A 17,011-nucleotide genomic window follows, 5' to 3' on the forward strand; every position below is an offset into this window, starting at 1 on the left:
GCGGCAGAGGACGAGCCCCGCAGGGGCGCGGGGAACTGCGCGCTCAGCCCCCACCGGGGGAAGGCAGCGACGCCACCGCACCGTGGCAGGACCTCACCCCTGCCCCGCCAGCGCAGCGCACAGCACGGCCACCCCCGACGCGAGCCACGCGAGATAGTCGCCGAGGTGCCCGGAGTGCAGGCGGCGCAGGCCGTTCACGCAGGTGCGTACCGTCCGGGACAGCCGGTGCGGCAGGGCCCGGGGGCGAAAAGCGGCGAGGCAGGCGAAGAGGACCGCCGCGAGCGCCGACACCGTGCCGAGCAGGACCCCGCTGCCGGTCCACGCCGACGGCACGAGCGGGCCGCCCGCGTGCGGGACCGCGCCGGCCGGGCCGAGTACGGCGGCGCGATAGGCCGCGGGGTCGGTGAAGGTGCGGGCACCGCCGGCCAGGGCGTGGGCGACGGCGGGAAGGCAGCCGAGAGTCAGGCACGCGGCGAGGAGCACCGCCGGCACGGCGATCATCATGGGCGGCGGCCTGCGCCGCGGGTCATGCGTCTCGGGCTGCTCGCCCTCACCCGTGGTCTGCGCCTCGTCGGGATGGCTGTGCGGCTCCTTTCCCGCGCCCCAGAAGACCCGCAGCGCCGCGCGCAGCACAGCGCCTCCGGTCAGCGCGGACGTGGCCACGTAGACGGCCGGGAGCCAGGGGTACGCATGGCCCGCGGCGTCCTCGGCCAGCGCCTTGCCGAGCCCCGTGCCGAACGGCGGCAGGCCGGCCAGGGCGAGCGCGCCGGCGACGAACAGCGCGCCGATCCACGGCACATCGCGCGCCCGCCCGAACAGCCCGTGCTCGTCCACGGATCCGAAGCGGTCCAGCAGGACGCCGGTCAGGCCGAAAAGCGCCGCCTTGGCGCAGCCGTGCGCCGCCACGTAGAGCGCGATGCCCGCGGTGCTCGCGGGCGTCAGCATCGCCACGCCCGCCACGAACAGCCCGACATGGCCGATGGTGGAGAACGCGAGCATGCGCTTGAGGTGCCGCTGCTTCCAGCACATCACCGCGCCGAGCAGGGCGGTGAGGACGCCCAGGGCGACGAAGGTGTGCCGGAAGGCGTCGTGCGCGACACCTCCCGCGCCGGAGAAGACCGTCCAGTAGACCCGGCCGATCCCGTAGACGCCGAGTTCGACCATCACGCCGGACAGCAGCATGCACACCGGTGTCGGCGCGACGGCGTGCGCGTCGGGCAGCCAGAAGTGGAAGGGCATGACGGCGGCCTTGACCAGCATGGCCGTGACGACCAGGACGAAGGCGAGCACGACGAGCAGGTCGGTGCGGTGGGCGGCGAGCCCCCGGCCCATGGCGGCCAGGCCGAGCTGGCCCGTGCGGGCGTAGAGCAGTCCGATGCCGAGCAGCGAGCAGTACGCGGCGAAGGAGGTGACGATGCCGAAGGTCAGCGCGCCCTGGAGCGGTCTGGGGTCCTCGATGCGGTAGCCGGTCAGGGCGTAGGCGGCGGCGCCCATCAGCTCGAAGAAGACGAAGGCGTTGAAGAGGTCGCCGGTCAGCGCGAAGCCGACCATGCCGGCCTCGAACACCAGCACCATGGCGGGGAAGACCCCCGACCGTTCGCCCGCCGGCTCGTCGAAGTAGCGCCAGGAGTAGCCCAGGACGGCCAGGACCAGGCACGCGGCCAGCAGCGCCAGGCCAGCGCCGAGCCGGTCGGCCGCCAGGACGACGCCGACGTCGGCGGGCCAGCCCCCGAGCCGCACGACGGCGACGCCCCGGGTGTGCGGCCACAGCAGTGCCAGGCAGACGATGTCGGCCGCGGCGACGGCGGTCGCCAGGACGTCGCAGCCGACGCGGGGCAGCACGCGCCCGGTGACCGCGAGCAGGGCCGCGCCGAGCAGCGGGATGGCCACCGCGACCGGCAGCAGGGTCGCGACGCTCACGCGGTCAGCCCTTCAGCCCCGTGAGTGCCTGCGGGTCGACCGTGCCGTGCCGCTTGCGCAGTTGGATGGTCAGGGCGAGCAGCAGGGCGGTGACCGTGGCGCCGACGACGATGTCGGTCAGCACGAGGGCCTGCACGATGGGGTCGACCAGGGGGCGCGACCCGGGTTCGAGGTCGGAGAAGACCGGGGCGGTGCCGTGGTCCCGGTAGCCGACGGCGAGCAGCAGGACGTACGTCGAGGACTGCGCGACGGCCAGGCACCCGATCGCGTGGATGAGGTTCCTGCTGGTCACCATCCCGTACAGGGCGACGAGCAGGATCCAGCCCGCGGCGAGGTAGGGCCACACTCCCATCCGTCCGCCTCCTATTCCCGGGGTCCGGTGGTCTCGACGGCCTGGTCGAGGAAGTGGGCCAGCAGCACGATCACCCCGGAGGCCACCTCGATCCCGACGGCGGCGTTGAAGAGCGGCACCATGCCGCCGGACGTGATCGTGTTGAAGGTGCCCAGCGGGAGTACGTTCCGCAGGAAGGCGCCGCCTGCTGCCAGTCCCGCCAGGCCCATCGCGGTGAACGAGGCCGCCGCGAGGGAGTCCGCGACGTCCAGGGCGGCGAGCGGGCGTACCCGCTGGAGCACGCGGTAGTCGGCGGCGAGATAGCCGAGGTGGAGGCCGGTGGCGAGGATGACTCCGCCCTGGAAGCCGCCGCCGGGGCTGAGTTGGCCGTGCGCGATGATGTACACACCGACCACCAGGCTGATGGGCAGCAGCACCGCGCCGAAGAGCCGGGTGGTGGGCAGCACGTCCTCCGAGGCCGCCGCCACCTGGCGCTCGTCGCGGGCCAGCCGCAGCAGCAGCGTCGCGCCGAGCACCGTGGTGAACAGGATCGACTCCTCGCCGAGGGTGTCGAAGGCGCGCACGTCGAAGTTCACCGACGACACGACGTTCGCGGTGCGGTGGTCGAGCGCCGCGGCCACCACCCGGTAGCCGTACGGGTGGGCGCTGCCGCCGAAGCGGGGCAGTTCGGTGCAGGCGACGGCGAAGAACACGCCGATGGCCAGGGCGGCGACGGCGAACATCAGCAGGCGGGCGCGGGAGCTCACTCCCCGTCCCCCGCTTCCTCGTCGGTGCGCCGCGGGTCGGCGGCCGGACGGCGGGAGACCTTGCGGATGGTCAGCAGGATCAGCAGCGGTGTCAGCGCGGTGCCGACGGCCAGCTGCGAGAGCGCGACGTCCGGCGACTGGAGGACGGCGAAGAGCACCGACAGGGACAGCCCGAGGGCGGCGAGCACCACGGCCTGCCGGGCGGGCTCGCGGCACAGCACCGCGATCGTGGCGCACACCACCACCAGGCCGAGGGCGACGCCCACCAGGGCCGTGTTCACCGGTCGGCTCCTTCGCCCGACTTGTCCGCGGCCTTGCCGACCGCGATGGCGCTCGCCGTACCGCCGACCGCGAACAGCAGCCCGATCAGCAGGGTCTTGACCGCCGCGCGCCCCGCGCCCTGGTCGACCGCCACCGCCAGCGCGATCAGCGGAAGGCCCAGGCAGGAGGCGGGCGCCAGCGCGTGCAGCCGCATGAAGGCGCCGTCCAGCCGCACCAGGGCCACCGCCGACAGCAGGACGCACGCCACCCCGGCCCACAGCAGGACGAGTACGACCACATGCCCCGCGCTCATCCGCGCTCCCTCCCCCGTACCCGCCGCGTCATGGGCCTTCCCCCGCCATCTCCTCGGCGGCGCCGCTGGAAGCGCCGTTGTCAGGGGCGTCCGGATCGGCCCCGGCCACGAAGCGGGTGAAGACGAGCGTGCCGGTGGGCGACACCACGGCGAGCGTCAGCGCCAGGTCCTGGTAGGACGAGCGCCCGTAGGCCCGCGGGAGTACGAGGAAGACCGCGCCCACCACGGTGGACAGCAGCGACATGGCGACCAGCCGCCGTACCGGCCGGCCGGACGCGACACCCCACAGGCACAGCGGTCCCGCGCCGGCCAGCAGCGCCAGCGCCGCGGCGGTCCAGGCGGTCACCGCCCACCGCCCCGCGCCACCGCTCGCTCCACCGGGGTCGTCCCGTGCCGCAGGCCGTGGACGCACACGCGGGCGCCGTCGCGGGTGATCCCGACGACGCATGTGTCGGGGGAGGCGGCGAGCAGGAATCCGGCCCAGTCGGCCCCGGCGTCCTCGCGCAGCTCGATCCGGCGCAGCCCCGCCGCCCGGCCCGCCCGGTCCGCCCGGCCCGAGGTCGCCCGGATCAGGACGGCGCAGCCCCGTACGACGGACCACGGCAGGAGTGCCGCGGCGCGCAGGGCGCCGCCGGGCGGGGACAGGCGGAGCCCGACCGCGAGGCGGATCCGGCGTGCGGCGAAGGCGCCGGCGGCTGCCGCGAGGGCCGCCACGAGGAGTTCGACGGGTACGACCGAGCTGATCAGCATGACGGACGTGGCAGCCAGGACGGCCCACCACGCCACCAGCTCGACCACCGCCGTACGCACCCGATCCCGCCTCGCTTCCCGGTCACCGACGCCGCGCGCTCACCGTGTGCATTCTGGGCGGCTGCCAGGACGCGGATTCCGCACGCACCCGCGCCGCGCCGCGCGTCACCCGTACGGCCGCACGCGGGGTGCGCACGGCCGTCGTGCGTCCGTGTGCGTCCGTGTGTGGGGTGCGTACGCCCGCGCCGGGGTCACCGCACCGGGACCGGCGCCGCCTCGGCCGCCTCCAGCGAGGGGAACACCTTCAGGACCCGGTCGAAGCCGACCAGTTCGATGAGCCGCCGCACCGCGGGCTGCGGGCCGGCGATCCGTACTTCGGTGAGCCGCTGCACTTCGAGCAGCACCCGCAGCAGGCTGGAGTCGCCGAAGGTGATGCGGGTGGCGTCGATGATCACCACAGGGGAGTCCGCCGCGGCGGACCGCAGCCGGCTCGCCAGCGGTTCGAGATTCTCCACGTCGAGATCGCCTTCGGGGGCGATCACCGGGAACTCGGCCTGGTCGGCGCCGGCGGCCGGCTTGTGGCGCTCCATAGTCATGCCGCGCGTCTGCCCGCTGCGGCGGATCCCACACCTGGCGCATCCGATCCCGCAGCCGGCGGGTCAGAACACCGCGTGCCGCACGACGGCGAACGCGCCCTGACCCGCAGGCGATGCGGCCGGATGATCCCCGGACCCGCCACGGGCCCGGACCCGCGGCCGGTCAGAGGACGTCTTGCTCAACCGGCGCCCCGACCCGCCGTCAACCCGGCCGAGCGGTCGCCGGATTCGGCACGGCCACCGGCGCGCGGGCCACCCGAGGACGCCCACTTCAGCCCGCGCCCTGACCCGCCGCCAGCGCGGCCAGGTGGTCGCCGAACCCGCCACGGGCCCGGGCCCGCAGGCGCGCGGAGGTGAGTACCGGGGAGTCCGCGGTGCGCAGGACGCGGTGGCCGCGCCCTTCGAGCGCGGCCACCAGGGCGCGGTCCTCGCCCGCGCCCAGCGGCGGGAAACCGCCCGCGTCGCGGTAGGCGTAGGCGGCCACGCCGAGGTTGGCGCCGTGTACGTGCGGGTGCCGCCAGGGCGTCCCCGCCGGTGGGCGCCCGGCCTCGTAGCCGCGTGCGTGGCGCTCGGCGGCGGCGGAGGGCGGCAGGACGACGGTGCCGACGACCGCCGCCCAGCCCTCGTGGGCGCGGGCGCGCTGGTGGGCGAGCCAGTCGGGAGGGACGACGCTGTCCGCGTCGGTCGCCGCGATCCAGATCCCGCCCGCGGGCGCGCCGAGTTCGGCCAGTGCCCGGTCGGTGCCGGCGGCGCGGGCGCGGCCGGGGTTGCGGTAGTCGCCCTCCACGACGAGCGCGCCCGCGCGGCGGGCGACCGCGGCGGTCCTGTCGTGGCAGGAGTCCGCGACGACCACGGTGAGCACGCGCAGCCCGGCGAGCAGCGGGTGCCGGGACGCGGCGGCCAGTGCGTCGAGCGCCGCGGGCAGCAGCGCCTCCTCGTTGCGGGCCGGCACGACGACGGCCATCGAAGCGACGTTCACACCAGTCCCTCACGCGCCGCGGGACTGGCCGGCGGCTGTCCGTCGTGGCCGGCGCGCTGGTGGACCTGGAGGACGAAGTCGTCCTCGCGGTGGTCGGCCACCAGGTGCAGCCCCGCGGTCGCGCCGACGACCGCGGCGACGCCGGTCCCGGTGCTGCGGTGCTCGGGCACGGGGTGGTCCCAGTGCACGGTGACGAGGGTGCCGCCCGGCTCCAGGCTCGCGACCGTGCGGGCCAGCAGCGCGTCCAGCTGCGTTGGTTCGAAGTAGTAGAGGACTTCCGACAGCACCACCAGGTCGAAGGTCCCCTCGGGCCATTCGTCCGGCACGGTCATCCGCTCCACGGTCACCTGCGGGAATTCCGCGGTACGCGAGCGGGCGGTGCGGACGGCCGAGGCCACGCGGTCGCAGGCGAGCACGGCGTCGCAGCGCGGGGCGAGGCGCCGGGTGAGTTCGCCGACCGAGCAGGCGGGCTCGAAGGCTCGGCGGTATCGCGGCAGCGGGAGCGCCGCGACCGTCAGGTCGTACTTGCGCTGCTCGTACCAGCGCTCCGTCAGGTGCCACGGGTCGTCGGCGTCGCGGTACATCGTGTCGAAGTAGCCGGTCGGCGTGCCGGAGCCGGTCATCCGAAGACCACCTCGACGTGCCGGAGGTGGTGGGCGATCTCGTCCGGGGGCAGGACCGGCGCGTCGCCGGGTCCCGGGCCGAGCGGCCGGATCTGGCTGGCGAAGCGCTCGACGGCGGCCCGCTTGCGCGCGACCGCGTCCGGGGTGAGCGTCACGCGCTGCGCGGAGGTCCAGGGCAGGGCGGGGTCGTCGGGCCGCGCCCAGTGCCACATCCACACCGGGTACATCAGCACCGGCACGTCCGCGGTGCGGGCGGCGGCCAGCGTGGCGCGGCCCACGGCCTCGTGGTCGCCGTGCACGTCGCCGATCCACGGGGTCAGGCACAGCGCGGCGCCGGACAGCGGGCCGGCGAGCTTCTTGGCGATCTCGTCCTCGTGGAAGGGGGTCTCGGTGTCGGGCACGTGCAGGCGGACCACCTCGGCGGCGGACGCGCCCAGTTCCGCGAGGGCGTCCTTGACCTCGGCGGCCCTGATCCCGGCCATCTCCCGCGGGGTGTGGACGGTGCTGTGCGGGTGGGACCGCTCGCCGTCGGTGACCGACACGAGGGTCAGGCCGACGCCCGCGCCGGCGAGCAGCGCGATCGTGCCGCCGGCGGCCAGCACCTCGTCGTCGGGGTGGGCGGCCACGACCACCACGCGTCCGGTGCGCGGCAGCCGGCATTCGGGCAGCCCCTCCCAGCCGTCCCACGCCTGCCAGAGGCGCTCGTCGGTGCCGGGCGCCTGGATGGGGTTGGCGTGGGCGGGTCCCGAGCGCCCCTGCTGCTCCGTCACGAGTGCTCCTTACGGGCGACGAGGCCGCCCAGTTCCGCGAGATTGCGTTCCGCGTGGTGCTGGCGGATGTAGACGGTCAGGTCGGCGGCGGTACGCGCGTGCCGCTCGTCGCGGCACAGCGGCCCGGCTCCGGTGGCGCGTCCCACGTGCGTCAGGACGTCCGCGCACACCGACTCGACGAACGCCCGGGTGCGCAGGCTCCTGAGCCGGGCGGTGCCGCCGGTGTCGTCCGGGTCGAGGTCGATCTCGACCGCTGCCTGCGCGAGCACGGCCCCGGCCGCGTGCAGCCGCATGTCGACGGCGCCCATGTGGGCGTCGGTCAGGACGTCCTCGCGCCGCCCGGCCGCTGTGCGCAGGGCTTCCGCGACGGCGAGCGCGCCGCCGTACCAGCAGGCGGCGACACCGATGCCGCCGTGCTGGAAGCCGGGCCGGGTCAGATACTCCCGGACGCCGCCGACGGCGACGGCGTGCACGCCGTCGAAGCGCACGTCGGGGGTGTCGCTGCCCGCCATGCCCAGCGCCCGCCAGGTGCCGGGGACGGGGCGGCAGCCGGGGTCCGCCGTCGCCACCGCGAAGAGCCGGCGGTCCTCGCCCGCGGTGGCGGTCACCAGGGCGTGGGTGCAGCTGTGCGCGCCGGAGCAGTACGGCTTGAGGCCGTTCAGCGTCCAGCCCTGGTCCGTCCGGGTGGCGGTCAGCCCCTCCCCCGGCGGTTCCGCCGCCCAGACGCCCCAGCGCTCGCCGGCGCCGGCCCGCGGGCCGTCCAGCTCCGCGAGGATCGCCGTCGCGTCGACGTGGCCCTCGACCAGCCGGGCCACGCAGAGGTCGTCCGCCGCGACCGCGGTCAGAGCGCGGAAGCGGGCTGCCGTGCGTCCGCCGCCCGGCAGCGGGAAGTCGAGCCGCCCGGCGTCGATGTCGTCCACCCGGTCGGCGAAGGCGGCGGCGGTACTCGCCCGCGCGGCGTCCGCGGAGAAGCCGGTCGGGGCGCGCGAACCGGCCGGCCCCGTCGCAAGGGCAGCGGTGATCGCGTCATGGGTGGTGCTGGGCATCGGCGCCTCTCCTCGGGGTCTGCGTCGGGGACGCGCTGGTGCGGGCCGTGACGGCGCGGGGCGCGCCTACGGCAACCTTTGTGCCGGGCGCCGCCGCGCGCATCCCGGTGCCGGGGTGCGCGGGCGGGTGGTCAGTGGTGCCCGTGGGCGCTGTCGGAGGCGCCGCCGAAGAGCCGGGCGACCGCGCGGAAGGGCAGGCTGACGACGGTGGCTATCGCGCCGCCGATCGAGCGGAGAACGTCTGCGACTGCCTTGAACATGGGATGTCCTCTCTCCGGATCATCGGTCGGGCCGCACCGCGGATGAGGCGCGGCTCAGGGCTGGAACAGCACCTTGATGGCGCCGTCCTCCTTCTTCTGGAACATCGCGTACGCGTCGGGCGCCCGGTCCAGCGGCAGGTGGTGGGTGGCGAAGGTGTCCACGCCCAGCGGGTCGTCGTCGGTGAGCAGCGGGAGGATGTCGTCACTCCAGCGGCGTACGTTGGCCTGGCCCATCCTCAGCTGGATCTGCTTGTCGAACATCGTCATCATCGGCAGCGGGTCGGCTGCGCCGCCGTACACCCCGCTGACCGAGACGGTGCCGCCCCTGCGGACCAGGGAGACGGCCGTCTCGAAGGCGCTCAGCCGGTCGATGCCGGCGGTCTCGTTGAGCCGTTCCGCCCACGAGCGGGGCAGGAGGTCGGTGGCCGCCTGCGCGAATTTGGCGACGGGGCTGCCGTGGGCCTCGGTGCCGACCGCGTCGATGACGCTGTCCGCGCCCCGGCCGCCGGTGAGGTCCCTGACCGCGGCGACCAGGTCGTCGGGCGAGTCGAAGGCGCTCAGGTCCAGTGCCACGGTGCCGTCGTGAGTGGCCCGCTCCAGCCGCTCGGGCACGAGGTCGACGCCGATGACGACCTCGACGCCCAGATGGCGGGCGACCCGGCAGGCCATCGCGCCGATCGGCCCCAGGCCGAGCACCACCAGGGTGCCGCCCTTGGGCACCTCGGCGTACTGCACGGCCTGCCAGGCGGTGGGCAGGACGTCGGAGAGCAGGACGAAGCGGTCGTCGGGCGGGCCCTGGGGGACCTTGATGGGTCCGTACTGGGCCTGCGGCACCCGCAGGTACTCCGCCTGCGCGCCGGGCACCGCGCCGTACAGCTTGGTGTAGCCGAAGAGCTGGGCGCCCATGCCGTGCTCCGTGACCTGGGTGGTCTCGCACTGGGTGGGCAGGCCCTTGCGGCACATCCAGCAGGTGCCGCAGGCGATCTGGAACGGCACGACGACCCGGTCACCGGGTTTGATGCCCGTCACCGCGGGGCCGACCTCCTCCACGACGCCCATGGGCTCGTGGCCGAGGATGTCGCCGGGGGTCATGAACGGGGTCAGGACCTCGTAGAGGTGCAGGTCGGACCCGCACAGGCCGGACGAGGTGACCCGGATGACGGCGTCGGTGTCCTCCTGGATGACCGGATCGGGGACGTTCTCGACCCGGACGTCCCGCTTGCCGTGCCAGACGGTCGCACGCATGGGTCCTCACCTCGCTCATCGGTCGCACCGGGTGGCCGCGGTCGGCGGCGGGCGTGCCGTGCACGCCTCGCGGCCACGGCCGCATCACGGTCACTGTTCGGCTGCCCCGGTCCCGGCCCGTCAAACGGCCTGGTCCGGGGCACCGGCACCCGGGGGCCGGCGGCTCAGCCCGCCAGCCGGCGCTTGTCCTCGTCGCTCCACGCGCGGGTGTCCCGCGGTTCGACGTACGGCTCCTTGCCGGCCGGGAAGCCGCCGGCGACCGCACGCTGGCGGGCCAGCTCCGCGTCGAACTCCAGGCCGAGCACGATGGCCAGATTGGTGATCCACAGCCACACCAGGAACACGATCACCCCGGCCAGCGTCCCGTACGTCTTGTTGTACGAGCTGAAGTACGCCACGTAGAACGCGAATCCCGCCGAGGCGGCCATCCAGATCAGCAGGGCGAGGAAACTGCCGGGGGTGATCCAGCGGAAGCCGCCGCCCTTGGCATTGGGCGCGGCCCAGTACAGCAGCGCGATCATGACGGTGACCAGCACGACGAGCACCGGCCATTTCAGGATCGACCACGCGGTCAGGGCGCTGTCCCCGACGCCCAGCCAGGTGCCCGCCTGGTGTGCGAGGGGGCCGGTGAAGACGGCGATGACGGTGCTGGCGACGGCCAGCGCCATGAGGACCACGGTCATGGCCAGCCGCACGGGCAGGATTTTCCACACCGGGCGCCCCTCCGGCACGTCGTAGACGACGTTCGCGGTACGGATGAACGCCCCGACGTAGCCGGACGCCGACCACACCGCCGCCAGCAGGCCGAACACGGCGATGAGCGAGCCGGTGCCCGCGTTGCCCTGGAGCTGGCGCACCGCCTCGCTGATGGTGTCCCTGGCGGGCCCCGGGGTGAGGTTCTGGACGTTGGAGAGCACCTTGTCGGTGGCGGACGGCCCCGCGGCGCCCAGCGCCGAGACCATCACCAGCAGCGCGGGGAAGAGCGACAGGACGCTGTAGTACGTCAGCGCGGCGGCGCGGTCGTTCAGCTCGTCGCGCTGGAATTCCGCCAGGGTGCCGCGCAGCACCTTGCGCCACGAGCGGGCCGGCAGCTCGGCCGGCCCGTCCGGTTGATCCCGCTCCACCTGTGCGTCGGGGCCGGGAGTGTCGGCGCCCGGCGGCTGCGGGTCGTCGACGTCGCTGTTCGTGTCGTGGGGCGCCATGACCTTCGGCTGTCCCCATCCGGGCCGCCCATGCACCCGGCCGGGGCACGGACGCCCCGGCCGCCCGCGTGCTCAGCCGAAGGCGGTCAGCTTCGGCGCGCGGGACTTGCGCCAGGCCGCGGGGAGGTCGCGCAGCGCGGTGGCGGCGGCGGTGTCCTGGAGGGCGTACAGGCGGCCGTAGTCGAAGGTGTCGACGCCGTCGGCCGCCGCCACGGCGGCGAGCTTCGGCAGCGCGGCCCGTGCCATGACCGCGTCCTGGTGGTCGCCGAGCGCCTGCTGCACGGCCTTGGTGCGCTTGCGCAGCCGCTCCGCCGTCCGGCCGCCGTACGGCAGCGCGGTCTCGGCCGTGTGGCGGGCGCGCCTGACCGCCTTGCGCGCGCTGTGCAGCGCCTCGTCCCGCTCCCGGCCGGGCGCGGCCTTCATGGCGCGCTTCATCCGGGCGGCGGTCCGCTTCTGGTCGCGCGCCGCCGCCCTGCCCAGCTGCCGGACAGCGGGCAGATCGGCCGTGGCCGCGCGGAGCGGCGGGTCGGTACGCAGCGCGTCCAGCGCGTCGAGCAGTGCACGGTGGCGGGGCCGGTCGAGCGCGGTCACGGCCCGCCGGTGCGCCTGGAGGTGCAGCGCCTTCTCCTGTCCCCGCACCCGGGCGGCGAGGCCGGCCCGCGCGGGCGGATCGAGCGTGCGGGCCTGGGCCGCGAGCCGGCCGGCCAGCACTTCGTGGTCCCGCGAGCCGCCGAGCACCCGTGTGAGCCGCCGCAGCTCGGCGGCCACCGGGTCGGTGCGCTCGCGGTCCAGGACCCGGCCGTTGCCGCGCAGCAGATTGCGCAGCCGGCGGCTGGTGGAGCGCATGCGGTGGACGGCGTCCGGCTCGTCGGCCCGTACCGCCCCGTCGAGGGAGAGCAGCAGGTCGACCTGCTCGCCCAGCCGCCGCATGACGGCCTCGCCCGCCGTGCCCGCGCGCGGCAGAGCGGCCGGGCGTCCCGGCATGGCGGCGGAGCCGAGTCCCGCGGTCAGCGCGTGGTCGAGCTTGCTCGCCGGGCGCGCGAGGTGGTGCCCCGCGTCCGTCATCCAGCGGGTCGCGGCCCGCAGCAGCCCGGGGTCGCCGCGCTCCAGCTCGATCTCGATCTCCGACCAGCGCAGCAGCCGGGTGGACGTGCCCTTGGCCGCGGCATCGGTCCCGGGGGCCGCCCCGAGCCGTTCGACGCCGAGGAGCTGCGCGTCCACCTGGTCCTGGGCGATCTCGGCCAGCGGCCGGTCCCGCTTGTCCAGCAGCAGGTGGCGGCGCCTGCGGGTGCGCAGACGGGCGACGGGCAGCAGGTCGCGGCCCCTGGCGTACGCCTTGATCCTTCTGTTCAGCTCGCCCGGCACCTTCCCGCGCTTTCCGGCCCGCAGCGGGGCGTGGAATTCGCGGCGCCCGCTGCCCTCGGCGGGCAGCTTGAGGTGCCAGCCCGCGTCGTGGCCGCCGGAGCGCCGCCGCAGCGTGCAGCCGTGGGCCAGCAGGCTCAGGTCCGCGGTGTCGTAGTACAGCGCGTCCAGATCCTCGGGCGCCACCTCCCGTACCCGCGCGACCTTGGGCAGCCGGGCCAGGCCCGCCGGGTCGAACACACCGCTGCCTTCGAAAGTGACTTCCTGTTCCAGGACGTTGGTGGACATAACCTCCGCCTTCCCCGGTACGGGCGGGCGAAGCGGACCGCGGCACCGCGGGCGCCACGGGCGCGGACCGCGCACCGGCCGGCCGGATCCGTTAGGTGCCGGGCGGGACGGGTACGCGCCTGCTCAACGGCCTCCGATCCAGGTGGACGCACCCCTAGCGCATGCACGGCCTTTTTAGGAGGCGGACGATGGACACAGCACTCTCGCACCCCGCATACCTCGCGGGCGGGGCCACCGCCGGCTGGGCCGCCGGATTCGGCGTCCTCGTCGTGGCCCTGATCCTCGTGGCCTTCTGGTGGGGCTCGCGCCGCGCCTCGCGCAGGCCGGTGCCGCCGCAGGAGCCACAGGCGGGCGCCGGGTCGTGGCACGCGCCGGACGAGAGCGAGACCCACCACACGGCCAGGTCGTCCGACGACGGGCGGTAGCCGGCATTCGCCGCAGGTTCAAGGAAAGGAGCAGGTCATGGGCAAGGACGATCTCCAGGGGCGCAGGATCCTCGCGCTGGTGACGAACTACGGGGTCGAGCAGGACGAACTGGTCGTACCGGTGGAGCACCTGCGCGCGAACGGCGCCCAGGTCGATGTGGCGGCGGTCTCCGCCGAGCCCGTCCAGACGCTGGTGGGCGACAAGGAGCCCGGCAGGAAGGTCTCCCCCACGTTCACGCTGGACGAGGCGGACCCGGACGGCTACGACCTGCTCCTGGTGCCGGGCGGCGCGCTGAACGCCGACCATCTGCGGCAGGAGGGCAAGGCCGTCGAGACCATCCGCGCCTTCGCCGCTTCGCGGCGCCCGGTGGCGGCGATCTGCCATGCCCCCTGGGCGCTGATCGAGGCCGACGTCGTGCAGGGCAAGACGCTGACCTCCTACGCCTCGCTGCGCACCGACATCAGCAACGCCGGCGGCACCTGGGTGGACCGGTCCGTGGTCAGCGACGACACCAACGGCTGGACGCTGGTCACCTCCCGTACGCCCAAGGATCTGGACGACTTCCTCCGTGAGGTCGAGGAAGCGCTCATCACCTCGCCCTGAGGTGCGTGACCGCGGTCGGGCGGCCCGCGTCAGCTCTGCGGCGCCGCCTGCCCGCGGAGCGTCTGCTCGACGGCCTCCCTCACGCGGGCGTCCTCGCGCAGCTTGCGCCTGGCGCGGTTGCGGCGGGCGAGGACGACACCCGCGGCGACGGCCGCGATCAGGACGACGACCAGCAGCAGCAGCGTCCAGGCGACGGCCAGGCCGTGGGCCGTGGCGCGGACCGGCGTGAGCGGGGTGGTGGAGCCCGACGCGTCGGTGAGCAGCGGCGTGAGGGTCGCGGTCGCGGTCAGGCTGACGCCGGGCGTCACACCGTGCACGGGTACCTTCACCTTCCAGCGCTCGCCCGGGAGCAGCTGCGGCGGCGCGGCGATGTCGCCGGCTCCGGCGCGCAGCCATCCGAACGGGCCGGAGACCGACACGGCCTGCTTGGCCGACAGCATGACGTTGCCGGTGTTGTGGATCGTGTAGCTGACGGTGGCGTCGCCGGTGCCGAACGGGTTGAGCGAGCCGCGGTAGTCCGCGTGCAGGCCCTCGATCGCCAGGCCCGGCTTGAGCGCGCCGCCGACCCGCAGCTTGACGCGGATGCCGAGGCGGCGGTCCACGCTGATGCCCTCGGCGTCCTCGGCCTGCGTGAGCGAGGTGAGGAGGCCGCCCACGTAGTCGCCGGGCGTGGCGTTGCCGGGAACCGTGACCTCGAAGGGGATCTGGACGGTCTGGCCCGGCTTGATCACGACGCTGCTCCGGTCGGCGTGCACCCAGACGCCGACCGCGGTGGACTTCTTGTCCTTGGTGAGCAGGTCGAGCTGGCCCTTGTCGGTCGTGAAGCCGTCGGCGGCGTAGACGGCGAGTTCGAGCGGCGTCGTGCCGCGGTTGGCGACGGCCATGGCGTCCTCGACTCGTCCGCCGGGGTTGACGGAGTAGCTGAAGCTGGAGCGGGCGTCGCCGTAGCTGTTGGAGGCGGTCCTGACCGTCCAGGCCGCGTCGCCGTCCGCGGCCCGGGCGTGCCCGGCGGCGGGGACGGCGACCGCGAAGGCGGCGAGCAGCGCCAGGACGGCGGTACGGACGAGGGTGGCGACGGCGGTCGTCCGGCGGGTCACGGGCGGATGCATGGCGGGTTTCCTCGGGCGGTCGGGGTGAGTGCGGTGTCAAGAAGGGGTGTCAGCGGGCGGGGACCGGCGGGGCGGGCACGGAAGGCGCCCGCCCCGCCGGGGTGGAACAGCGGTCAGCTGCTCAGCGCGGTGATCGTGAGAGTCGCGGTGTAGCTGCCCTTCGCCACGTTGCCGGGGATCTTCAGATCCAGGTCGGCACCGAGCTTGGCCGTGCCCTTGGGGTGGCCCTGGTCGGCCCAGCCGAGCCCGCGCGAGACGGACAGGCCCTGGCCGCGGTCGTCGTAGCCGGAGGCGACGGCCCCCGCGGCCTTGGCGCCGGCGCCGGCCGTGACCACCTTCGGCGTCCAGCCGAGGGCGGCGCCGGAGAACTTCTTGCCGGCGTCGTCGAAGTCGCTCACGCTGGCCGAGATCGACCAGGGTGCGAGCGAGCGGCGGCTGTCGGAGACGACGATCGGGTTGATCGTGCCGGTCGCACCGAAGTAGTCGCCGTCGTGGTCCTGGGCGGTGCCGAGGTCCACCAGGCCGTTGTAGCCGTCGATCGTCCAGCCGAACTCACCCGGTGCGGCGTTCGGCACGTTGACCCGCAGGTCCTGGCCCGTGCCGTGGTAGGGGTGCACGGTGACCTTGTCGACGAGCGAGCCGACCGGCTGGTTCGCCGGGGTGTTGTTGCACCAGCTGCCGCGCTCCACGGCCGCGTTCGGGGCCGCGCAGGTGCCGCTGCGGACGTTCTCCACCACGAGCTTGTCGTCGCGCACCTGGACCTTGACGTAGGTGCGGACGTGCTCCTGGTTCTCGACCGAGTTGTACCAGTAGTTCTCCGGCTTCAGCGGGTCCGCGCCGTTGCCGGCGCCGCTCGTGGCGCTGTTGTCGGGAGCCGTGATGTCGTAGTACTTCGAGCCCGAGGCGGAGTTGGCGGTCACGTAGAGCACGCCGCCGGGACCCGGGTAGACGTCGGCGTCGCCGGGCTTCTCGGCCGGGTTCGCCTTCTCGCCGTTCTTGATCTCGTAGCTGCGGGTGTAGCTGTGGTCGTGGCCCTGGAGCACCACGTCGACGCCGAGCTTGGAGAAGGTCGTCGGGAAGTCGACCCGGCGGACCTTGTTGTCGCTGTCCTTGGCGTGGTCGGCCGCCGAGTAGATCGAGTGGTGGTAGACCAGCACCTTCCACTTGGCCTCGGAGCCGTGCTGGTTGATGACGTCGGTGACGTAGCCGATGTGCGCCGCGTCGCCGCCGCCGCCCTGGGAGGCGGCGTAGCTGTTGCTGTTCAGGTCGATGAACAGCACATCCTTGTAGATGTACCAGTAGTCACCGCCGGACGTGTCGGACGTCGGCTTGCCGTTGGAGTACAGCGAGGCCGAGCGGTCGGTGTTCGGGGTGGAGAAGTGCTGCTCGTACGCCTTGCCGCCGACGTCGTGGTTGCCGATGGTCGCGGCCCACGGGTACTGGCGCAGCTTGTCGGGCGCGAGGAAGGCGTTCCACTGGGTCTCGGTGTTGGCGCTCTCGACCTGGTCGCCGCCCGACACCAGCAGTTCGGCGTTCGGGTTGGCCGCGAGGGAGACGTCCAGGGTGTCCTGCCAGCCGGCCTGGTCCTTCGCCAGGTCGCCGGACGAGCCGATCTGGGGGTCGCCGTAGAAGAGGAAGTCGAAGTCGCCCTCGAAGTCCTGCGTCTTGAAGGCGTACGTCGGCGACCAGTTGCCCTCGGAGCCGGCGCGGTAGGAGTACGCCGTGCGCTCCTTCAGGCCGGTGATGGTCGCGTGGCGGTTGAAGCCGCCGGCGGTGGTGGTGTTCGCCGCGCCGGTGGCGGCGAAGGAGGCCGCGCCCGCCGGGAATTCGCCGTTGACCAGCGCTGAGGTCGGGACGACCTGCAGCTCCTGCGCGGTGTCGTCCGAGGAGTACCACGTCACCGTGCGCTGGGTCTCGTTGGCGCCGACACCGAGGACGATGCCGGTCAGGCTGGCGGGCGCCGCGGCCTGCGCGGGGGACGCCAGCCCGGCGCCGAAGGCCATGACCAGGCCCATGGTTGCCGCCGTGGCCCCGATGGCCACGTGCCGCCGCACAGACCCGGGGGCCTGCGTCGATCTGATCGATCTCATCTGATCTTGTTCCTTTTATGGATGGAACGACAGGGTGCTGCGGTCATCAAGTTCCCATCGCTTGGTAAAC

At 74.1% G+C, this 17,011-nt stretch carries 20 protein-coding genes; 2 read left to right on the forward strand and 18 right to left on the reverse strand.

Translation table 11 applies throughout. The features are described from left to right. Positions 1–93 precede the first annotated feature (93 nt). The 16 genes from OHA86_RS10520 to OHA86_RS10595 form a co-directional block, all read right to left on the reverse strand. Positions 94–1,920: a complex I subunit 5 family protein gene (locus tag OHA86_RS10520; RefSeq protein WP_329174415.1), complete on the reverse strand. Its 1,827-nt coding sequence runs from the start codon at positions 1,918–1,920 to the stop codon at positions 94–96. A gap of 4 nt (positions 1,921–1,924) precedes the next feature. Continuing rightward, positions 1,925–2,272, reverse strand: a complete 348-nt coding sequence (locus tag OHA86_RS10525; protein ID WP_329174417.1) for a sodium:proton antiporter — start codon at positions 2,270–2,272, stop codon at positions 1,925–1,927. An 11-nt stretch (positions 2,273–2,283) separates the two neighbouring features. Further along, positions 2,284–3,018, reverse strand: a complete 735-nt coding sequence (locus tag OHA86_RS10530; RefSeq protein WP_329174419.1) for an MnhB domain-containing protein — start codon at positions 3,016–3,018, stop codon at positions 2,284–2,286. Next, positions 3,015–3,299: a Na(+)/H(+) antiporter subunit B gene (locus tag OHA86_RS10535; RefSeq protein ID WP_329174421.1), complete on the reverse strand. Its 285-nt coding sequence runs from the start codon at positions 3,297–3,299 to the stop codon at positions 3,015–3,017. The genes OHA86_RS10530 and OHA86_RS10535 overlap by 4 nt, the downstream gene beginning before the upstream one ends. Then, a complete protein-coding gene (locus OHA86_RS10540) occupies positions 3,296–3,592 on the reverse strand; it encodes a cation:proton antiporter (RefSeq protein ID WP_329174423.1) in 297 nt (98 codons plus the stop codon). Before OHA86_RS10540 ends, OHA86_RS10535 begins: the two co-directional genes overlap by 4 nt. Positions 3,593–3,620: 28 nt before the next feature. After that, positions 3,621–3,938 (reverse strand): monovalent cation/H+ antiporter complex subunit F, encoded by a 318-nt coding sequence (locus tag OHA86_RS10545; protein WP_329174425.1) that lies wholly within the window; start codon positions 3,936–3,938, stop codon positions 3,621–3,623. Then, positions 3,935–4,402: a hypothetical protein gene (locus OHA86_RS10550; protein ID WP_329174427.1), complete on the reverse strand. Its 468-nt coding sequence runs from the start codon at positions 4,400–4,402 to the stop codon at positions 3,935–3,937. Before OHA86_RS10550 ends, OHA86_RS10545 begins: the two co-directional genes overlap by 4 nt. A gap of 191 nt (positions 4,403–4,593) precedes the next feature. Beyond that, positions 4,594–4,938 carry an STAS domain-containing protein gene (locus tag OHA86_RS10555; protein WP_329174429.1) on the reverse strand — a complete coding sequence of 115 codons (345 nt, stop codon included), beginning with the start codon at positions 4,936–4,938 and terminating at the stop codon, positions 4,594–4,596. Between the two features lie 271 nt (positions 4,939–5,209). Continuing rightward, positions 5,210–5,902 carry a glycosyltransferase gene (locus tag OHA86_RS10560; protein WP_329174431.1) on the reverse strand — a complete coding sequence of 231 codons (693 nt, stop codon included), beginning with the start codon at positions 5,900–5,902 and terminating at the stop codon, positions 5,210–5,212. 11 nt (positions 5,903–5,913) lie between these two features. Further along, complete coding sequence (locus OHA86_RS10565) at positions 5,914–6,540, reverse strand: SAM-dependent methyltransferase (RefSeq protein WP_329174433.1); 627 nt, start codon at positions 6,538–6,540, stop codon at positions 5,914–5,916. After that, positions 6,537–7,310 (reverse strand): PIG-L deacetylase family protein, encoded by a 774-nt coding sequence (locus tag OHA86_RS10570; protein ID WP_329174435.1) that lies wholly within the window; start codon positions 7,308–7,310, stop codon positions 6,537–6,539. The genes OHA86_RS10565 and OHA86_RS10570 overlap by 4 nt, the downstream gene beginning before the upstream one ends. Further along, positions 7,307–8,356 carry an acyl-CoA dehydrogenase gene (locus tag OHA86_RS10575; RefSeq protein WP_329174437.1) on the reverse strand — a complete coding sequence of 350 codons (1,050 nt, stop codon included), beginning with the start codon at positions 8,354–8,356 and terminating at the stop codon, positions 7,307–7,309. The genes OHA86_RS10570 and OHA86_RS10575 overlap by 4 nt, the downstream gene beginning before the upstream one ends. 131 nt (positions 8,357–8,487) lie before the next feature. After that, a complete protein-coding gene (locus tag OHA86_RS10580; RefSeq protein ID WP_329174439.1) occupies positions 8,488–8,616 on the reverse strand; it encodes an LPFR motif small protein in 129 nt (42 codons plus the stop codon). Positions 8,617–8,670: 54 nt separating this feature from the next. Further along, positions 8,671–9,861, reverse strand: coding sequence for a zinc-dependent alcohol dehydrogenase (locus OHA86_RS10585; protein WP_329174441.1), 1,191 nt, complete (start codon positions 9,859–9,861; stop codon positions 8,671–8,673). 164 nt (positions 9,862–10,025) lie between these two features. Then, a complete protein-coding gene (locus OHA86_RS10590; protein WP_329174443.1) occupies positions 10,026–11,063 on the reverse strand; it encodes a YihY/virulence factor BrkB family protein in 1,038 nt (345 codons plus the stop codon). Between the two features lie 72 nt (positions 11,064–11,135). Continuing rightward, a complete protein-coding gene (locus tag OHA86_RS10595; RefSeq protein ID WP_329174444.1) occupies positions 11,136–12,713 on the reverse strand; it encodes a CYTH and CHAD domain-containing protein in 1,578 nt (525 codons plus the stop codon). Positions 12,714–12,901: 188 nt separating this feature from the next. Here OHA86_RS10595 and OHA86_RS10600 point away from each other — a divergent pair, with 188 nt between their 5' ends. Then, complete coding sequence (locus OHA86_RS10600; RefSeq protein ID WP_329174445.1) at positions 12,902–13,138, forward strand: DUF6479 family protein; 237 nt, start codon at positions 12,902–12,904, stop codon at positions 13,136–13,138. A gap of 37 nt (positions 13,139–13,175) precedes the next feature. Then, on the forward strand, positions 13,176–13,742 hold the full coding sequence (locus OHA86_RS10605; protein ID WP_329174446.1) for a type 1 glutamine amidotransferase domain-containing protein: 567 nt from the start codon (positions 13,176–13,178) through the stop codon (positions 13,740–13,742). 29 nt (positions 13,743–13,771) lie between these two features. On the opposite strand, the gene OHA86_RS10610 is transcribed toward OHA86_RS10605, so the two are convergent. Both OHA86_RS10610 and OHA86_RS10615 read right to left on the reverse strand, forming a co-directional pair. Further along, positions 13,772–14,851, reverse strand: a complete 1,080-nt coding sequence (locus OHA86_RS10610; RefSeq protein ID WP_329174447.1) for a WxL protein peptidoglycan domain-containing protein — start codon at positions 14,849–14,851, stop codon at positions 13,772–13,774. A 113-nt stretch (positions 14,852–14,964) separates the two neighbouring features. Further along, complete coding sequence (locus tag OHA86_RS10615; protein ID WP_329174448.1) at positions 14,965–16,941, reverse strand: metallophosphoesterase family protein; 1,977 nt, start codon at positions 16,939–16,941, stop codon at positions 14,965–14,967. Positions 16,942–17,011 lie beyond the last annotated feature (70 nt).

Origin of the sequence: Streptomyces sp. NBC_01477, from assembly GCF_036227245.1 — a bacterium.
GTDB lineage: Bacteria > Actinomycetota > Actinomycetes > Streptomycetales > Streptomycetaceae > Actinacidiphila.

Coding starts and splice junctions, on each gene's coding strand:
- OHA86_RS10565 (WP_329174433.1), bottom strand. CDS start 6,540: ATGACCGGCTCCGGCACGCCGACCGGCTACTTCGACACGATGTACCGC.
- OHA86_RS10590 (WP_329174443.1), bottom strand. CDS start 11,063: ATGGCGCCCCACGACACGAACAGCGACGTCGACGACCCGCAGCCGCCG.
- OHA86_RS10540 (WP_329174423.1), bottom strand. CDS start 3,592: ATGAGCGCGGGGCATGTGGTCGTACTCGTCCTGCTGTGGGCCGGGGTG.
- OHA86_RS10525 (WP_329174417.1), bottom strand. CDS start 2,272: ATGGGAGTGTGGCCCTACCTCGCCGCGGGCTGGATCCTGCTCGTCGCC.
- OHA86_RS10610 (WP_329174447.1), bottom strand. CDS start 14,851: ATGCATCCGCCCGTGACCCGCCGGACGACCGCCGTCGCCACCCTCGTC.
- OHA86_RS10575 (WP_329174437.1), bottom strand. CDS start 8,356: ATGCCCAGCACCACCCATGACGCGATCACCGCTGCCCTTGCGACGGGG.
- OHA86_RS10615 (WP_329174448.1), bottom strand. CDS start 16,941: ATGAGATCGATCAGATCGACGCAGGCCCCCGGGTCTGTGCGGCGGCAC.
- OHA86_RS10585 (WP_329174441.1), bottom strand. CDS start 9,861: ATGCGTGCGACCGTCTGGCACGGCAAGCGGGACGTCCGGGTCGAGAAC.
- OHA86_RS10595 (WP_329174444.1), bottom strand. CDS start 12,713: ATGTCCACCAACGTCCTGGAACAGGAAGTCACTTTCGAAGGCAGCGGT.
- OHA86_RS10580 (WP_329174439.1), bottom strand. CDS start 8,616: ATGTTCAAGGCAGTCGCAGACGTTCTCCGCTCGATCGGCGGCGCGATA.
- OHA86_RS10600 (WP_329174445.1), top strand. CDS start 12,902: ATGGACACAGCACTCTCGCACCCCGCATACCTCGCGGGCGGGGCCACC.
- OHA86_RS10555 (WP_329174429.1), bottom strand. CDS start 4,938: ATGACTATGGAGCGCCACAAGCCGGCCGCCGGCGCCGACCAGGCCGAG.
- OHA86_RS10560 (WP_329174431.1), bottom strand. CDS start 5,902: ATGGCCGTCGTCGTGCCGGCCCGCAACGAGGAGGCGCTGCTGCCCGCG.
- OHA86_RS10605 (WP_329174446.1), top strand. CDS start 13,176: ATGGGCAAGGACGATCTCCAGGGGCGCAGGATCCTCGCGCTGGTGACG.